General features: G+C 46.4%; 14 protein-coding genes, 1 tRNA gene and 1 pseudogene. 6 read left to right on the forward strand and 10 right to left on the reverse strand.

Annotation, left to right across the window (positions count from 1 at the left end):
- Positions 1 to 456, forward strand: a 456-nt coding sequence (locus tag BM265_RS20155; protein WP_177219599.1) for a hypothetical protein, incomplete at its 5' end; no start/stop codon positions are given.
- A 278-nt stretch (positions 457 to 734) separates the two neighbouring features.
- The gene (locus tag BM265_RS14665) at positions 735 to 1619 is read left to right on the forward strand and encodes a hypothetical protein (RefSeq protein WP_074962705.1); all 885 of its coding nucleotides are present in this window, start codon (positions 735 to 737) and stop codon (positions 1617 to 1619) included.
- Between the two features lie 71 nt (positions 1620 to 1690).
- Here the strand turns inward: BM265_RS14665 and BM265_RS14670 are convergent, their stop codons facing one another.
- Complete coding sequence (locus tag BM265_RS14670) at positions 1691 to 2434, reverse strand: AIM24 family protein (RefSeq protein ID WP_074830215.1); 744 nt, start codon at positions 2432 to 2434, stop codon at positions 1691 to 1693.
- 19 nt (positions 2435 to 2453) lie between these two features.
- Positions 2454 to 3977 carry a TerD family protein gene (locus tag BM265_RS14675; protein ID WP_074962706.1) on the reverse strand — a complete coding sequence of 508 codons (1524 nt, stop codon included), beginning with the start codon at positions 3975 to 3977 and terminating at the stop codon, positions 2454 to 2456.
- A 444-nt stretch (positions 3978 to 4421) separates the two neighbouring features.
- On the opposite strand from BM265_RS14675, the gene BM265_RS14680 reads away from it, so the two are divergent.
- A complete protein-coding gene (locus tag BM265_RS14680) occupies positions 4422 to 5702 on the forward strand; it encodes an aspartate aminotransferase type Ic (RefSeq protein WP_074962708.1) in 1281 nt (426 codons plus the stop codon).
- Positions 5703 to 5866: 164 nt separating this feature from the next.
- Here the strand turns inward: BM265_RS14680 and BM265_RS14685 are convergent, their stop codons facing one another.
- The 5 genes from BM265_RS14685 to BM265_RS20160 form a co-directional block, all read right to left on the reverse strand.
- Complete coding sequence (locus BM265_RS14685) at positions 5867 to 6124, reverse strand: TIGR03905 family TSCPD domain-containing protein (RefSeq protein ID WP_074962710.1); 258 nt, start codon at positions 6122 to 6124, stop codon at positions 5867 to 5869.
- Positions 6125 to 6318: 194 nt separating this feature from the next.
- Positions 6319 to 6660, reverse strand: a complete 342-nt coding sequence (locus tag BM265_RS14690) for an arsenate reductase family protein (RefSeq protein ID WP_024857759.1) — start codon at positions 6658 to 6660, stop codon at positions 6319 to 6321.
- On the reverse strand, positions 6657 to 7283 hold the full coding sequence (locus BM265_RS14695) for a response regulator (protein WP_074962712.1): 627 nt from the start codon (positions 7281 to 7283) through the stop codon (positions 6657 to 6659). Before BM265_RS14695 ends, BM265_RS14690 begins: the two co-directional genes overlap by 4 nt.
- 80 nt (positions 7284 to 7363) lie before the next feature.
- A complete protein-coding gene (locus tag BM265_RS14700; RefSeq protein ID WP_074962714.1) occupies positions 7364 to 8173 on the reverse strand; it encodes a leucine-rich repeat domain-containing protein in 810 nt (269 codons plus the stop codon).
- A gap of 28 nt (positions 8174 to 8201) precedes the next feature.
- Positions 8202 to 8301: transfer RNA gene (locus tag BM265_RS20160), tRNA-OTHER, on the reverse strand.
- 617 nt (positions 8302 to 8918) lie between these two features.
- On the opposite strand from BM265_RS20160, the gene BM265_RS14705 reads away from it, so the two are divergent.
- Both BM265_RS14705 and BM265_RS14710 read left to right on the forward strand, forming a co-directional pair.
- The gene (locus tag BM265_RS14705) at positions 8919 to 9128 is read left to right on the forward strand and encodes a DUF378 domain-containing protein (RefSeq protein WP_074830200.1); all 210 of its coding nucleotides are present in this window, start codon (positions 8919 to 8921) and stop codon (positions 9126 to 9128) included.
- A gap of 208 nt (positions 9129 to 9336) precedes the next feature.
- Positions 9337 to 10389, forward strand: coding sequence for a sensor histidine kinase (locus tag BM265_RS14710; RefSeq protein WP_074962717.1), 1053 nt, complete (start codon positions 9337 to 9339; stop codon positions 10387 to 10389).
- Between the two features lie 54 nt (positions 10390 to 10443).
- On the opposite strand, the gene BM265_RS14715 is transcribed toward BM265_RS14710, so the two are convergent.
- The 3 genes from BM265_RS14715 to BM265_RS14725 form a co-directional block, all read right to left on the reverse strand.
- Positions 10444 to 14136 (reverse strand): dockerin type I domain-containing protein, encoded by a 3693-nt coding sequence (locus tag BM265_RS14715; RefSeq protein WP_074962719.1) that lies wholly within the window; start codon positions 14134 to 14136, stop codon positions 10444 to 10446.
- Between the two features lie 161 nt (positions 14137 to 14297).
- Complete coding sequence (locus BM265_RS14720; protein WP_074962721.1) at positions 14298 to 14807, reverse strand: DNA-deoxyinosine glycosylase; 510 nt, start codon at positions 14805 to 14807, stop codon at positions 14298 to 14300.
- A 132-nt stretch (positions 14808 to 14939) separates the two neighbouring features.
- Positions 14940 to 16181, reverse strand: a complete 1242-nt coding sequence (locus tag BM265_RS14725) for a TFIIB-type zinc ribbon-containing protein (protein ID WP_074962723.1) — start codon at positions 16179 to 16181, stop codon at positions 14940 to 14942.
- Between the two features lie 628 nt (positions 16182 to 16809).
- Between BM265_RS14725 and BM265_RS14730 the strand changes: the two are divergent.
- A pseudogene (locus BM265_RS14730) lies at positions 16810 to 17021 on the forward strand (IS110 family transposase); the annotation flags it as partial.

Below are 17021 nucleotides of genomic sequence, written 5' to 3' on the forward strand. Positions count from 1 at the left end.
GACAGCAGTCTGACATTCAAGGTAGAGAACGGCAAGGTAACAGTTGTTGAGAATTCTACCGATAAGGACAGCGGCGAGGGCTTCTTCGATGTTGATAGCGATACCAATACTATCACTGTTAACGACGCTAAGAAGACCGACGACAGCAGCTCTAAGCCCAACCCCGATACCGACAGTTCGGAACGCGGCGGCGAAGGTCCTGAGGATAGCTCCGAAGAAGAATCCCAGAGCGATTCTTCAAGCAGCGAATCTTCCAGCAGTGCTGATTCGTCAAGCAGCAGCGCAGCGGATTCCAGCAGCAAGGCATCGTCTGCTACTACATCTACTGCTTCAAGCACAGGCAACCCCAATACAGGCGCAAGAGTTCTGGTAAATACAGCAGAATTCGCAGCAGCAGTTGCTCTCTGCTTCATAGCTATCAAGCGCAGAAAGAACGATGATAACGACGATCAGTAATATCTGAAACGTTATAAAGAGAACCATCCGCAAAGGGTGGTTCTTTTTTCTCTGATGTTGAATATATGTTCAAATGAGTTTGTACTGTGAGAGGTCTGACACGCAGATTTCATCGAAAATCTGCGTGATGCACGAACAATATTTTTTTAGATAATGGTTAATTAGTCATTATGCTTTTATTTTAATTTAACGTTCTGGTAATATTGACAACACAATTTTTTAGTGGTATAATTTCACTGTTGAAAAAATCACTACTGTAAAAGAAAGGACAGATCAACTTGAAGAAGAACAACTGTAAAACTATTGAAAAGATCGCACTTGGCATGACTGTGCTTATGCTTGCTATGTCAGCTGCAGGCTGCGGACTGACCGAGAATCCCGAAAACGGAAATTCTGACAAGGATGAGACTACAACTACTGCAGCAGCTGCTGAAGCTTCTAAGGCTGAGGAAAGTGCCGAGGAAAAGACCGATGACGAAAAGACTGAGTCTGAGGACAAGCCCGCAGTGGAGGAGTCTTCTGCCGAGGGCGCAGTTACAACTCTTTCCGATGATTTCGACGCTGAGCTTGACGCTATGATCGCAAGCATTGAAGCTGAGATACCCGATATCACTGTATACTCAGGTATTGGCGGCGGTTCTGCAACTGAGGAAAAGCCCTCTGAGGAAGCTACCACGACCACTACTTCTACCGAGGACGACAAGCCCGATGCCAACTCACCTGTTATTGCCGACCTGAAAAACGAGCAGCAGTTCGTTTTTGACGGCAAGACCTATGATAACGAGAGTTTCACAAGCGCAGGCATCTCAGCACCTTCCGGCTGGGCAACAGGTGCTTCCGATAAGCAGTATGAAAACTCTGCATATCCTAACTGTTTCATCGTTGAAGGACCTTCAAAGGGTGCTGTTTTCACAATAGGTGATGCCAAGAAGAACGGCAAGACATCTTTCCCCTCACTTCAGCTTTATAAGGGACTTACCTGGGGCGCAACAGTCTCCGATATCAAGGCAGCCTACGGCGAGCCTGTAAAGGAAGGCAAGACAGAGCAGTACACAACTACCCTCAATGACCTTTACTACCATTCGGCAAACGGCGGACTTATTGTTTTCGAAGTATCCGAGGACTGGGGTCTTATCACTGTTAACTCCTGTGGTATCTACTGATAATATAAAATAATAAACGACCGCTGCGGAGTTCATTCCGCTGCGGCCGTTGTTTTTTTATGATGTTTTTATCAGTAAAGTCTGCGCTGTGCCGAGGGGCGTGAGCCCGAAGCTCTGCCGTCCATGGATACATCAACACCCGATGTACGCTCCTCGGGCTGTATGATGACCGTTGCAGGTGCCTGAGGAGGCCATTCAAACATATAGGATTCACCCGAACTCTGTCCGATGAAGTTTCTCCATGAGATATCGGTCCTCAGAGTGGGGTCTGCGCCTATCCAGCAGACTGTTGCATCAGGGTCAGCTTCAAGGGTCGCACCCGACTGTATATTGCTGAGCACCAGCGGGTTGCCATCCACCAGTATAGCTACATATGAATCGTTGCCCTGACCTGTCAGGGTAGATGTCGCAAGACCTTTCTGGGAGATAACGCCCTGACCCAGAAAACGCACGCCGTACTTGCACTCGCGTGAGAACGCAAGTATATTCTCGCTCTCGATAGATATAGTCTCGTTAGGCTCAAGCTTGTAAACTACTACGTGCTGCTGGTCGTTGGCGTAATATGTAACGCTGTCACCCTGAAATTCAACTTTCATCAGGGGCAGGTTCTCGCCTGTTATCCTACGTGTCAGCTGACCAAGCAGAGCCTGACCGAAACCCTCCTGAGGTCCCAGCATTACTTTTGTGAATGTGTAGTTCTTGGGACCCATACATTCGCCGCCGATAAAAGCGCCTGCTTTTGTGTATATAAAATCTCCGCCGCCGCGGCAGGTTATTTTCAGACAAAGTTCGTTGACTGTTTCAAACATTACCATGATGTATTCTCCTTTTCGACTATTCAAGCGCAACGCCGTACATTCCGCAGAACGCCGCCAGATCTTTGTTTACTCCCGAGCCTACCGCGTTGAACTTCCATTCGCCCTTGTAGCGGTAAAGCTCACCCAGTACCATCGCCGTGACCGAGGAATAGCACTCGTCCATTTTAAAGCAGGCTATCTCACGGTTTGTGCGGCTGTCAAGTATACGTGCATAGAGGTTCTGCACCATGCCGAAATTCAGCGAATGTGCCCCTGCTTCGTAAATAGTCACCGCCAGTGCGATCTTCGTCACCCTCTGGTCTACGCGGCTGAGATCCATGATGATAGCTGCATCATCTGGTGAATTTGGGTCGTCCTTGAATATCTTGTAGTGCAGACCGTTGTCCGGGCTGTCGGGCTGACCGTAGAAGATGAACCACTCGTCCCCGGGGACTTTTCCGTTGTCCCCCAGCATGAAAGCCGAAGCATCAAGCTCGACTCTGCCGTCCTTGACGTCCCAGCCAAGGCATATCTTAAGCTGTTCCGCGGGTCTGCCATCCCTGTCCTTGATGGAGTATTTCTGACCCTTTGCAAGCCTGTCGCCTGTGGATTCTGCGCGGTTGCGCTTGACGTTCGGACGGCTGTTCGCAGGGTTTGAAGCATAGCTTGCAGCTGCATTGTTGACAGGCTGCTGTACGCCGAAATTGGTCTGTCCTGCCCTGGGAGTATTTCGTACAGGTTCCCAAGCGCCCTGCGGCTGATTCTGCTGAGGTGGCTGGGGCTGATTCCGTACAGGCTGCTGAGGCTGGGTAAAGATCGCATCAAGAGGATCGCCCGAAGGCTGATTATTATAGCCGTTGTTCTGGTAGCCATTCTGTGGCTGATTGTTATAGCCGTTATTCTGATAGCCGTTCTGTGGCTGATTGTTGTAGCCGTTATTCTGGTAACCGTTCTGTGGCTGATTGTTGTAACCGTTGTTCTGGTAACCATTTTGCGGCTGATTGTTATAGCCGTTATTCTGATAGCCGTTCTGTGGCTGATTATTGTAGCCGTTGTTCTGGTAGCCGTTCTGTGGCTGATTGTTGTAGCCGTTGTTCTGGTAGCTATTTTGCGGCTGATTGTTGTAGCCGTTGTTCTGGTAACCATTCTGTGGCTGATTGTTGTAACCGTTGTTCTGGTAACCGTTCTGCGGCTGATTATTGTAGCCGTTATTCTGATAGCCATTCTGCGGCTGATTCATATTGCGGTTCATGCCGCCGTTAGGGTGGTCGATACTGTTCGCACCGTTAAGACCGCCGTTCTGCATTGCGCTCATAGCTACCGCGCCAACAGCCGCACCTGTCACAAATCCGCCCACAGAGCTGGGATTGACGATACCTCCGCCCATGCCAGACATACCGCGCATACCCATTCCGGACATTCCGCCCATCATGGCACCGCGGTTCATCAGACCTGTCAGGTCGTTTATAGGCGGCTGTACGAAGTTTGTCGTGCCGTAGTTGTTCAAGAGGTCGTTTCTGCCTAAAGCGCCTCTGGTTATCATAGGAACTAAAAGACTCATGCTGCTGCCTCCTTTTCCTTTTGTGTTTTGTCCACAAGGGGACTGTATCTGTTTTGTTTATACACGGTTATTATATCACAAAATTCCCGAATTTTCAAGACCTGTAAGATAAATAATCAGCAGAGAAAAAGCACTCCCGGATCAGCAAAAAATTAATACATCGCCGAAGGCGATACCACAATTATCCATTTTTCATTATTCACTATCCATTATTCATTGAGCGTCAGCGCTTCTGGGCAAACGCTTAAAAGATATTTCATAAACTTTTGCAATTAGATTATCTAATTCGCCTATATTCGGGGTAAGGGTAGGCGCCTGTTAGTATAAAACGGAGATTTTTTGCAGGATGAGCCTTTTTCACTTGCAAAATCGTAAAAAATAGAGTACAATACAATAGTCGGAAAAAGACAGTATTTTAGCTTATTATTTCGGAGGGTACAGAATATGAAGTTAACAGAGATGTCCCGTGAACAGCTTCTGGAGTTCAAAAATAAGGTGCAGGAGGAGTACGACGGCTATAAGGCTCAGGGTCTTGCACTGAATATGGCAAGAGGTAAGCCCGCAGCTGAACAGCTCGATCTCACAGAAGGTCTGCTGACCTGCGTTTCAAAGAGCAGTGACTGCTTTGATGATGACGGCGTTGATTGCAGGAACTACGGCGGTCTTGACGGTATCCCTGCTGCAAAGAAGCTCTTTGCACCTATGCTGGGTGTAAGTGAGAAGGAGCTTATCGTGTTCGGTAACTCCAGCCTTAATATAATGTATGATACTATCGCTAAGTACCTGCTCTTCGGTGTTGACGAGCAGTCCAAGCCCTGGAGAGATCAGGGAAAGATCAAGTGGCTCTGCCCAGTTCCCGGCTATGACAGACATTTCCTTATCTGCCAGAAGTTCGGTATCGAGATGATAAATATCCCCACCGACGAGAACGGTCCCGATATGGATATGATCGAAAAGCTGGTTGCTGAGGATGACAGCATCAAGGGTATCTGGTGCGTGCCTATGTACGCTAACCCCACAGGTGTTACTTACAGCGATGAAACAGTAAAGAGATTTGCCGCTCTCAAGCCCAAGGCAGCTGATTTCCGTATCTTCTGGGATAACGCTTACTGCGTTCACCACCTGACTGATACTCCCGATAAGCTGCTGAACATTCTTGATGAATGCAAGGCTGCTGGCAACCCCGACAGAGTTGTTATGTTCGCATCTACTTCCAAGATCAGCTATGCGGGCGCAGGCGTTGCAGTTATGGGCGCAAGCGAGGCTAATATCAAGTATATCCTCTCCCTGATGACTGTTCAGACCATCGGTCACGATAAGATCAATCAGCTGAGACACGTTAAGTTCTTCGGCGATTTTGAGGGACTTAAAGAGCACATGAAGAAGCACAAGGCACTTATCGCTCCCCGTTTTGAGGTAGTACTCAACACCCTCGAAAACGAGCTTGGCGAACTGGGTGTAGCTGAGTGGACTAAGCCCAACGGCGGATATTTCGTAAGCTTCAACGCTATGAACGGCACCGCAAAGCGCATAGTTACTCTTTGTAAGGAAGCAGGCGTTGTACTGACAGGCGCAGGCGCAACATTCCCATACGGCAAGGATCCCGATGACAAGAATATCCGTGTTGCTCCCACATATCCTCCTGTTGAGGAACTGAAGATCGCTGCAAAGCTCTTTACCGTATGTGTAAAGCTGGCAAGTGCAGAGAAGCTGCTGGCTGAGTAAACAATCGAGCAGCCCTCCGAGGCTGACAAAATATACGATCATCAAAAACACCTCCGAACCAAGTAGTTCGGAGGTGTTTTGCGTTTGATGTGTTCCCGTATTACCGATGATATTGTGTAAAACGGGATCTCTCCCTCACTGCACTATGAAAAGCACAGGGGGAATCAAGGATTTTCTGCCAGAGCCTTTTCCACAGCTATGGCAAGCTGATCTGCACAGGAAGTTCCTCTTCCGCTGCAATCATTGCCTTTCAGCAGGCTTATAGCTTCCTTCGGGTCTTTGCCCTCCAGCAGCAGTCCGATAGCTTTCAGATTGCCGTTGCAGCCGCCTACAAAACCGACATCGTGCAGTTTGCCGTCAACGATATCAAAGGTTATTTTTCTGGCACATACACCGTGTGGTGTATAATCGAATGTCGCCATATTATCCCTCCTTGGAAGATCTTGGACTTATGGTGGTTTGTGTAGACTATTATACCACTTTTGGTATTTAAAATCAACAGCATAAATTTGAAGATAACGTTTAAGATATAAATGTTTTTTCAAATTTTAATAATTACTTCAAAAATAGAAACAATATGAAAAACGGAGGTCAGCCGACCTCCGAAAAAAATATTCTATTCCCAGTTTTTCCAGACATCGGGACAATAGCCCACAGTAGCCTGTCTGCCGTTGCGGACAACGGGTGCGGCTATCAGTGCGGGCTCTTCAAGAAGCTTCTCGCGCTTCTCCTCGATACTGCCGAGGTATTTAAGCAGGTCGGCAGTTTCGCCCTTTGCTTTGGGGTCGATGAGCTTCTCTATATCGCCCACAGCTTTCAGCACCGAATCGAACTCGCCCTTGCTCATGCCCTTGCTAACAAGGTCAATGGACTGAAATTTTATTCCGCGCTCCTTGAAATAGCGCTCAGCCTTTTTGGTATCAAAGCTTTTAGCCTTTCCGAATATCTGAATGTTCATTTCTTCACCTCTGTATAATAGTAAACCGCCAGCTGTGTGCGGTCACGCAGCTGTAATTTGTCCAGCAGATTGCTGATATAGTTTCTGACAGTGCCCTCGCCCAGGAACAGCTCTGCTGCGATCTCCTTGTTGCTGAGCCCCGAAGCCACCGCTTCCATTATCTCCCGCTCCTTGTCGCTGATGCCGTGAGCTGCAAAGTCGAATTCCTCTTTGTGGGACATAAGCTCGGGCAGTCGGCTGACTATCTTTTCACCGAAAACGCTTTGTCCCCCTGCCACAGCTTCAAGAGCGGCGGCGATACCCTCAAAATCCTGCTTCAGCATATAACCCTTAGCCCCCATGCTCAGGGCTTTTACTATGTATTCATCATCGTTGAAAGTGGTGAGATAAAGAAGCTTTGCATCGGGGTGCGCCGAGAGTATCTTCTCGCCCGCTTCAAGCCCCGTTATGCCCTCCATGCGAATATCCATCAGCATAACATCGGGACTCAGCTCGTCATACAGACGAATAGCTTCCTCGCCCCCCGAAGCCATAGCCTCAACGGTTATGCGTCCCGTGCTTTCAAGTATGGTTTTCAGCGACAAAGCCACAAGCTTGTCGTCATCGGTGACAATTATCCTCATATAATACCTCGTATTTTTCCATATTATCCAAGATCTTGTAAAGACGCTTGTATTTGTTGCATTTCAGAAATACTATGGTTCTAAATTTTTTTATCATTGCGTTCATTATACTTGATTTCAACACCTTTGGCTTTCAATGTCTTCTCGATATCCGCTGACAATACACCTTCATATACTGTCAATTCTTTTAATGCAGGCATATCATTAAGAAAAGAATAATCATCAATATCACAAAGCAAAACAAGCTTTGATAAATTTTTACATTTACTAAGTTCTGATGTTCCTGTTATTGATGCTTTTTCTGTTTCGTCCACGCCATGATCTGAAATTACAAGAAACTCTAAATCATCAAGTTTTGAAACACCGTCAAATGAAAATTCTCCACTTCTTACACCAATCACTACTTCTTTTAATTTGCGGCAATTCCATATTTTTTCAGAATTAACAGCAAAGTTAGAAGTGATGTATAATACTTCCAGATCTTTTGATCTTTCTATAAACGAACCGTCAAAATTATTGGAAACTATGCTGAAAAACTTTAAATCAGGAAAAGTTTCAAGTTTTTCAAAATCCACAACACGAACATCAGAACTTGTAAAATCCAGGTTCAATTTTTCTAGTCCGGTCAAACCATTCAGACAAGAAAGGTCTGTTCTGTATGTTCCTACTGACAATCTTTTAAGCCTTACAAAATGAGAGATCTTATCAAGTTCTTTTTGATCCAGAATATATGGTTTTAATATTACCTCTGAACTGTAAAGCCAATACCTTTCCCCATCAATATAAATGATCGGAAAAGCGCCAAATATCAGGCGTGTACCAAAAACAAAAATAAAAATGCACGTTATTACACAGATAAAGAACTTATATATAGGTTTGATTTTCTTCATAGCTATTTCACCAAGTCAACAAAACTATGGCAGATGACGGGAATCGAACCCGCGAGATCGCCGCAGATACCCCGCCGTATTTAACCGACCACGCACCCGCGACCGCGTTACCCCTTCGCCACATCTGCCGTAAAACATCCGGAAATATTATATCACAAAACCCACGTCAATGCAAGCCAAAAACCGCGCTGAGGAAAAGTAGGCAAAAAAATAGCAGGTCAACGGTGACCTGCGGAAAATAAAACAAAAAAACTATGTGTAGAACAAAAGAAAGGAGACAACAAAACGGATGTTAAATCAATCTGATTATTCGATTTCCTTAACACCATCTATATTATAATCGCTTTTGCCTCAAAAGTCAAGGGGTATGGAAAGTTTTTTTCGGAAATTCGCAAAATTCGGCGTCTTGCACAATTTTCATTTTTTTGCGTAGGCATATGCTACATAGAATTATAGGATACCATAAAAATGCCTTAAATTCTTTACTTTTATTAACAATTGGGAAAAATAGTCATGTTTCATATTCTTTTATTTTTGTTACGAAATAAAGTCTAAACTTTTTACGGCTTGCCAAAAATTGCTCTTTTAATTGTGCATATTTCTTGATAAACTGTTCATAATAAAATCAGCAACGGCAAGCGTGCTGCTCTGAAACTGAGGAATATCCGCGATACAGCGTAAACGTGCTTTGAATGGGATATATGAAAAACAGGGCGGCATCAGCCGAAAGAAAGGAATGGTACAAATGCTGGACAGGATAGCTCTTGCGCTGCTTATAGTTGGCGGCATAAACTGGGGTCTGCTGGGTATATTTGAATTTGACCTGGTGGCTTTCATCTTCGGCGGACAGGCTGCATTTTTGTCGAGGATAGTCTACACACTGGTGGCTATATCCGCGATATGGTGCATCTCGCTGTTCTTCAAGGACAGAGAACTGCTCCCCGACGCCGCTTAGCGCACAGCCCTGCCGATAATGTATCAGGAAAGCAGGGCAGAGGAGTTCCTGACCCGAAACGCACAAGGCACGGGCTTGCAGCGTTAAGGGAGGGCTGCAAGTCCGACGGAGCTTCTCTGCGCTGCTTTCTGCTGCCTTGACATAGCCCTGAAAATCGTGTAAAATTATATTTGTCGGCATATTAAGCAGGGCAGGGGAGGTGTGTGCGGTGAAAAGACTGTATGAAAAGCTGGCGATAGTGCTTATATGTTTTACGGGATTTATACACAGCGGATCATCTATAAAGGAAGTTGCGGCTATGCTGCCTGCACTGAGCGTTTCGGCACTGGCACAGCTTCTTCCGGGGCGTAAGCTGACGGCTGTGCTGTTAGCAGTATGCGCTGCTCTTTGCGGAGTTCTTCCGCCTATGGTGTGTATGCTGCCGCTGCTGCTTTATGACGCTCTCTGGGAGGGCAAATGGCAGCTGATACTCTGCGGGCTTACCTATTTCATGGCTGAACCCGATGCTTCACAGCTTGCGCTTTCAGCGGCGGGGTGCGCAGTCACGGTGATGATATATCTGCGGGTATCGAAGCTTGAAGAAACCGTGGATAAGCTGAGGTCACTGAGGGACGAAGTCACCGAGAAGAATATGCAGCTGAAAAATACCAACGAAGCAATCGCACGCGCTCAGGACAGCGAAATACATATAGCCACCCTGAAAGAGAGGAACCGTATAGCCCGCGAGATTCACGATAATGTGGGGCATATGCTTACAAGGTCTCTTTTGCAGGCTGGGGCGCTTATGATAATAAATAAGGACGAACAGCTGAAAGAACCGCTGGAAAGCCTGAAAACCACCCTGGATAACGCCATGACCAGCATACGTCAGAGCGTTCATGACCTGCATGATGATTCCATAGACCTGCGCAGGGGCATCGAGGAAGCTATCTCCGCTGTGGATGGCAGGTTCACGGTAAAGCTTGATTACGATATGTCCGGAAAAGCCGCGGGAAACGTCAAGCTGTGTATACTTGGCGTTGTTAAGGAAAGTCTTTCAAATGCGGTGAAATATTCCAAGGGCGACAGGATAAATGTATCCGTTCAGGAACACCCTGCGTTTTACCGCCTTGCCATTGAAGATAACGGCAAATGCGGCGAGATAGCCCAGACGGGCATAGGTCTTGAAAATATGCGTGAACGCGCGGCAAGCATCGGCGGCACTATTAATTATACAGCCACCGAAAAAGGCTTCAGGGTATTTATGTCCGTACCGAAATAACCGAAAAAAGGCACTTCTGTCAGGATACTGACGGAAGTGCCTTGTCTTTATATTTTATTTTTTGGAAATAATTACGGTCTGTCTGCCAAGGGTGTTGTAGGAATCCATGAATTTATCATAGGAAATAGTCTGTGTCAAGCCGTAAAAGCTGGTCCTGTCGAAGTTTTCAACATTTCCGATGATAAAGCATTTGTTGGCATCATCGTAGCCCATCAGTACAACGGTATGCTGTCTGCCGAACCATGTGAACTTATATGTGCCTGAACCAGGGTTGGTGTACTCCTGACCCGCTGTAAGGGTCTGGGTGCATACAGCATATGGATCAACTTCGGAGTACCAGATTATGGGGTTGTTGCCCTTGTCCAGCTCTTTTTTCAGGCCGTTGAGGTCAAGTCCGCCGCTGACTTTGGTATCGCCGAGGTCGAGTTTAGTGGGGTCGAATTTCAGGTTGTTGACGTTGTTGCCGGTGTAATAATCGGTATTCAGAGAGATATTGTAATTTCCGCGAACACCGATAGCTTTAAGATACTGGTTAGCTGACTGTGCTATCAGTGGAGCATAGCAGCCGTAGCCCACACTGCCCTCCATATGGTAAGGCGAACCCCAGAAGCAGTAGTTGGGGTCAACATTGATAGTACCGTTGGAGAATGCCTGTTCGGGCATATAATAGTTTATCAGTGTGTTTTTACTGACGTTTATATTGAACTGGTAGTTCAGTACCGATGCGAGAGCAGTTTCCTCACAGCCCAGCACAGCGGGATTTCCGCCAAGATAGCCGTCCTGGTTGATCACGGTCAAATCGTGGTTAACATAGCCCTTGCTGTTAGAAGAGCCATTGATGCAGGAGGTCGGTACATAACCTATCTGAGTGCCGTTGGTATTAGGCAGGAAGACCTTAGTCCAGCCATTTGCGGGCAGGTCTGTCTGCATTATGGTGTCCCCAACGGACAGATTGCCGAGCTTGGAGCTGCCTGTGCTTGCGCTGGCATAAATTGGTGTAGCGGTGGTACACTTTACGTAGCCATCGGTTACCACGGTTACAGTAGTTGAGTACTTGCCGTATGCTTTCTGACCGTTAACAGTCTTATATGCACGAACTCTTGTCTTGAAACCTGTGCAGGAAGCAAGGTTTGTGAACTTGTAGCTAATAGTGGTAGTAGTGTGAGCTACCCACTTTCCGTTTATCTGAATAGATGCCTCATAGCCATCAGCGCCCGAAACTGCATTCCACATAAAGGTCGCAGTGGTTGTATCACTGTAATAGAAATAGCTGTTTAATGTAGGTGCCGCCAGATCTGCAACAGGGTCTGAGCCGGAATCTCCGTTAAGGCAGTTAGTAGGAACATAACCTACCTGAGTGCCGTTGGTATTAGGCAGGAAGACCTTAGTCCAGCCACCGGAAGGCAGATCTGTCTGCATGATAGTATCGCCGACTGACAGATTACCGAGTTTTGTGCTGCCGGTGCTTGCGCTGGCATAAATTGGAGTAGCGGTGGTACATTTTACGTAGCCGTCGGTTACCACGGTTACAGTAGTTGAGTACTTACCGTAAGCCTTCTGACCGTTGACATTCTTGTAAGCACGAACTCTTGTCTTGAAACCTGTGCAGGAAGCAAGGTTTGTGAACTTGTAGCTAATAGTGGTAGTATTGTGAGCTACCCACTTTCCGTTTATCTGAATAGATGCCTCATAGCCATCAGCGCCCGAAACTGCATTCCACATAAAGGTCGCAGTGGTTGTATCACTGTAATAGAAATAGCTGTTTAATGTAGGTGCCGCCAGATCTGCAACAGGGTCTGTGCTGGAATTTGAGCTAAGGCAGTTAGTAGGAACATAACCTACCTGAGTGCCGTTGGAATTAGGCAGGAATACCTTTGTCCAGCCACCGGAAGGCAGATCTGTCTGCATGATAGTATCGCCGACTGACAGACTACCGACCTTTGTACTGCCGGTGCTTGCGCTGGCATAAATTGGTGTAGCAGTGGTACACTTTACGTAGCCATCGGTAACTACGGTTACAGTAGTTGAGTACTTACCGTAAGCCTTCTGACCGTTGACATTCTTGTAAGCACGAACTCTTGTCTTGAAACCTGTGCAGGATGCAAGGCTTGTGAATGTATATTTCTGAGCGGTTGTATTGTATGCTACCCACTTGCCGTTTATCTGGATAGATGCCTCATAGCCATCAGCGCCCGAAACTGCATTCCACATAAAAGTCGCAGTGGTTGTATCACTGTAATAGAAATAGCTGTTTAATGTAGGTGCCGCCAGATCTGCAACAGGGTCTGTGCTGGAATTTGAGCTAAGGCAGTTAGTAGGAACATAACCTACCTGAGTGCCGTTGGAGTTAGGCAGGAACACTTTTGTCCAGCCGCCGGAAGGCAGGTCTGTCTGCATGATAGTGTCACCAACGGACAGATTACCGAGTTTTGTACTGCCGGTGCTTGCGCTGGCATAAATTGGTGTAGCCGAGATGCACTTAACATAACCATCGGTTATAACGGTAACGGTATTTGAATAAGTGCCGTAAGCTTTCTTGCCGTTTACTGTCTTATAAGCACGAACTCTGGTCTTGTAGCCTGTACAGGATTCGAGACTTGTGAACTTGAAGTTTCTGTATGTTTTAGCATCGTAAGTTACCCACTTGCCGTCTATCTGTATAGATACTTCATAGCCCTCAGCGCCCGATACTGCATTCCAGTTCAGGGTTGCACTGTTGGTATTGCTGACATAATAGTAGCCGCCGAAAGTAGGAGCTGCCAGATCGGCAACAGGATCGGGCTCGGTAACAGTGCCGCCTGTCATTTCTGCGTTTACGCCCTCTGCTTCGCCCACAGAGTTGAAAGGAACTATCAGCAGCTTAATTGTGCCGTTTGTGGGGAAGTCGGTGATGAGCTGATCTGTATCGGTATCAGCGATAAGCTTGGGCTTGCCGCCGCTTGCGGTGTTGGTTATATCGTATACGTGATAGCCTGCCGCGAAATCAGCTGCGGGCCAGTCTATCTTAGCCTTGCCTTTTTCATCGGTAACAGTGATGGTGCCGTGTATCATCTCGGGCTTTATCTTCAGCAGATAACCGATGGTATCGCCGTAATCATAGGTACGTGTGCCGTCCTCGGTCCATACCAGCCTTGAAGGAGTTATGTTGACTGTCAGCTTGCCGTCCTTGAACATATCGTAGGGTATGCTCGTGCTGGTATTGCGTGTATTGAGTTCCTTGGTCTTGTCGCCGTTGGTGAACTGAACATTGTAGTTCGTCATGTCAGCAGCAGCGTTCCAGGATATAGTCTTTGTATTTTTATCAACGTTGAATTCTATGAGCTTGACATCTGTCTGCTTCTCGCGGGGATTCTTTACCACAGGCAGATCGGTGTATGCCGATATATTCCTCTTGCCCTTTACGTGAGCCGCAGTAAGGGTGAGGTCGGTAATGTTGACCTTGCCGTCTGCATTGATATCAGCAGCTACGATACCTTTTTCGCTGAGCGCCTTGCGTGCTTTGATGTGAGCGGCAATTTTTACGATGTCGTTGATATCTATTTTACCGTCGCCGTTTACATCGCCTATGTCGTAGCTTTTTGATTCTTCATCGCTGGCAGTTGCGTCCTGTTCACCTGTTGTATCGCCGTCAGTGGATAATGCTGATGTGGTGTTTTCTTCGGGATTTTCAGCGAATGCACCTACCGAGAACTGACCTGCTGCCATGACTAATGAAACAGCAGCTGCGAGAAATCTTTTACTTCTCATTTTTTTACCTCCATACTGTTAATGTTGTCTCTGATTATTAAGTATAATAATATTAAAATGACCAATCTTCAGTATATCATTTTTTGCGGTCTATGTCAAGCGTGAAATACCGCTGTTTTGGGGTTTTAACGCATGATTAAGAATAAATTAATATAATTAGCCTAATTATGGAAAAGAACTGGAAGAAGCACCCTTTTCCATTCCTCTGTAAGACGTTCCGTACTCCATGCCGCATTAGCAGGGCTGGTGGATGGCAGACGCACTGCTGGACGTTCGGTTATCGGCAGGATATGCCTGTCATACAGCGCGGAGGCCGTCCCGCCGTTGGCAAATATGGCTATATCGGGACAAAGGGCAGTTATCACCGAAATATCCGCCGCCTTTACGTTTTTTATGCTTGCATCCGATGACCCGATAATATCACATTCGGCGATAACGTCCCATACCGCGATACGGGAATCCAAAAGGAAAGCCTTCTTTTCCTCGGTGGTCACAGGCACAGGCTTCCCGACCAATGTAGCCGTAACTTTCCAGAACCTGTTGCGGGGGTGTCCGTAGTAAAATCTCTCTTCCCGCGACTTCACCGAGGGCAGACTGCCAAGTATCAGCACGCGGCTGTTTTCATTATATATAGGTTCAAAGCTGTGTATTATATGTGTGTATTCGCCCATTTGCGGCACCTCATATCGCTGATTATTTTTTGTAACATAGTATATGATATCACAGCACGCATATTTTTTCAAGCGTAAAAGCCGCATCAGCCTTTTGTACGGCTGATGCGGCTTTGTATGGTGAAGATATTTCTATCCGCCCGAAGACGAATTGTTCTGCTGTTTCTGTTTGCGCTCGGTACGCAGGTAGGTATCGTTGGAGAGTACCAGATGTACGTTTTTCTCCATATACTCATTTGCCTGGGTTGCGTTGTGAACAGGCTTCATGCTGCCCCTCAGTGAGAAGCATACTATAAGACCGACTATCAGTGCGGCGATTATGGGCACAAGGAGTGCTTTCATGATAAGGTACATCACCACTGCCACAGCTATAGCCGAACCGCCTGTTATCAGTCCCAGTTTTGTATTATCGATAGGGAGGTCTCCTGTGAATTTGCCTGTCTGACCGTTCATAGCAAAGTTCCACTGCTTGCCCTCCCAGGATGTGGTGAGATACCATATAGGCAGCATAGCGTACTTCTTTTTGGTATAGTTTACCTTGTAATCACCGCGCTTTTCGGTGACTTCGTTGTGCTTTACGGTCTCCTTGGTCTTCTGCTTTGCGGAGTTTACAACACGCTTTTCTGCTCTCTGCAGATCGTCATCGCCCTCAACGTCAAAACGCTCTGCCAGGAATCCGGGCATATAGGTCATGGAAAATGGTTTGAGATCGGCGAAAGTGAAAGGCTCGACGGAATCCATGATATCATCGGGCATACGCTTGGATGCGTCCGCAGGCACATTCTCGAAACTTACAGTGCCGCGGCGGTCAGCCTTGTATATCTTGCGTATTATCTCTGTCTGTGTCTCCGTCTTGTCGGCGGCTTCAAACTCGGCATCGATGTTTACCGAACCGTCATACAGCCAGAAAGGCACGTACACGCCCTGTATTTCCTCGACTTTGCTTCCTGTGAGGAAGTCCTTGGGTATCAGCTTGCGCTTTTCGTAATAGCTTTTGTATTTCTCCATCGCCTGTTCCTTGGTGAAAGCGAAAGGTATAACGAAATCGGGCTTTATTGCTCCCGAGAACTGTGCTTCGATGACTGTGGTATTATCGCAGTAAGGGCACTTTGTAGCCGCAGTGTTCTGGTCGCAGATGATCTCCGCACCGCAGGTGTTGCAGCTGTACGCCCTCATGTTTTCAGCCAGGTCGCCCCAGTCGCTGCCTGATTCCTTTATCTCTTCTTCCTCGTTCTGCTGATTGAAGAAAGCCTCGGCTTCCTCCTGAGTGAACAGGGAATCACAGAATATACATTTAAGTTTGCCCGCTGTCGGGTCGAACTGCATAGTTCCTCCGCAATTTGGGCATACCACCTGTGTAGATGTCTGAGCCATATTGTTTACCTCCGCATATTTATGATATTAATGCTTTTGGGGGCATTTTTGATGCCGCCCTCGTTTTTGGCTGCGATCTTATTTATAATTGATAACTCGTTCAAAACAGACCGTATATAAGCGGGTGCTTATCCGCACCACTGTAATAAATTATAACATATATGTAAATTATTCGCAATATCAAAGAGGAAAGTTGTAGCGTAAAAAATCAGACATATTATTTGTATATTCTGTACAAGAATGAATTTGATGTAAACAGATATATCCCCTGAAAATAGGGCGCGGAGTGATTTTGTTAAACGTTGTGTGAATAAACACAAAATACTGCACAAACTACGCGCCAAAATTTAGTCAAGGCTACAAAGATTAGGCTTAAAACGCTTAATTACGGCGCTTTTAATTGACAAAGGCGGTGATATGGGTTATAATATCAACATAAATCAAACGGGTCGTTAATAAAACAAAGCGACGCGGGGGATTTTAATAACTGACTGGCATTAAATTCTAATAATGGAGCTTCCTGTAACCAAACAAATCAAGGGGTTGCAAAAAAGAACACCTCAGTGTAGAATGTAAATACTGACGATGCGAAAGTTAGTAATACAAACTACAGAAAGGTGTCCTCTATATGTATTATACACAAAATGAAAAGATTTTGCAAGTAGGAGAAGAAAAAATAATTGTCGGGATCGATGTAGGCAGCGAAAAGCACTATGCCAGAGCATTTGACTGGAGAGGGATGGAGTATTCAAAGAAGGCCTATGTGTTCACAAATGACGCAGAAGGATTCGCAGGCTTTTTTGAATGGATCACCGGGATCATGGAAAAGAGCGGAAAAGA

Source organism: Hominimerdicola alba (assembly GCF_900112155.1).
GTDB classification, from domain to species: Bacteria; Bacillota; Clostridia; order Oscillospirales; family Ruminococcaceae; genus Hominimerdicola; species Hominimerdicola alba_D.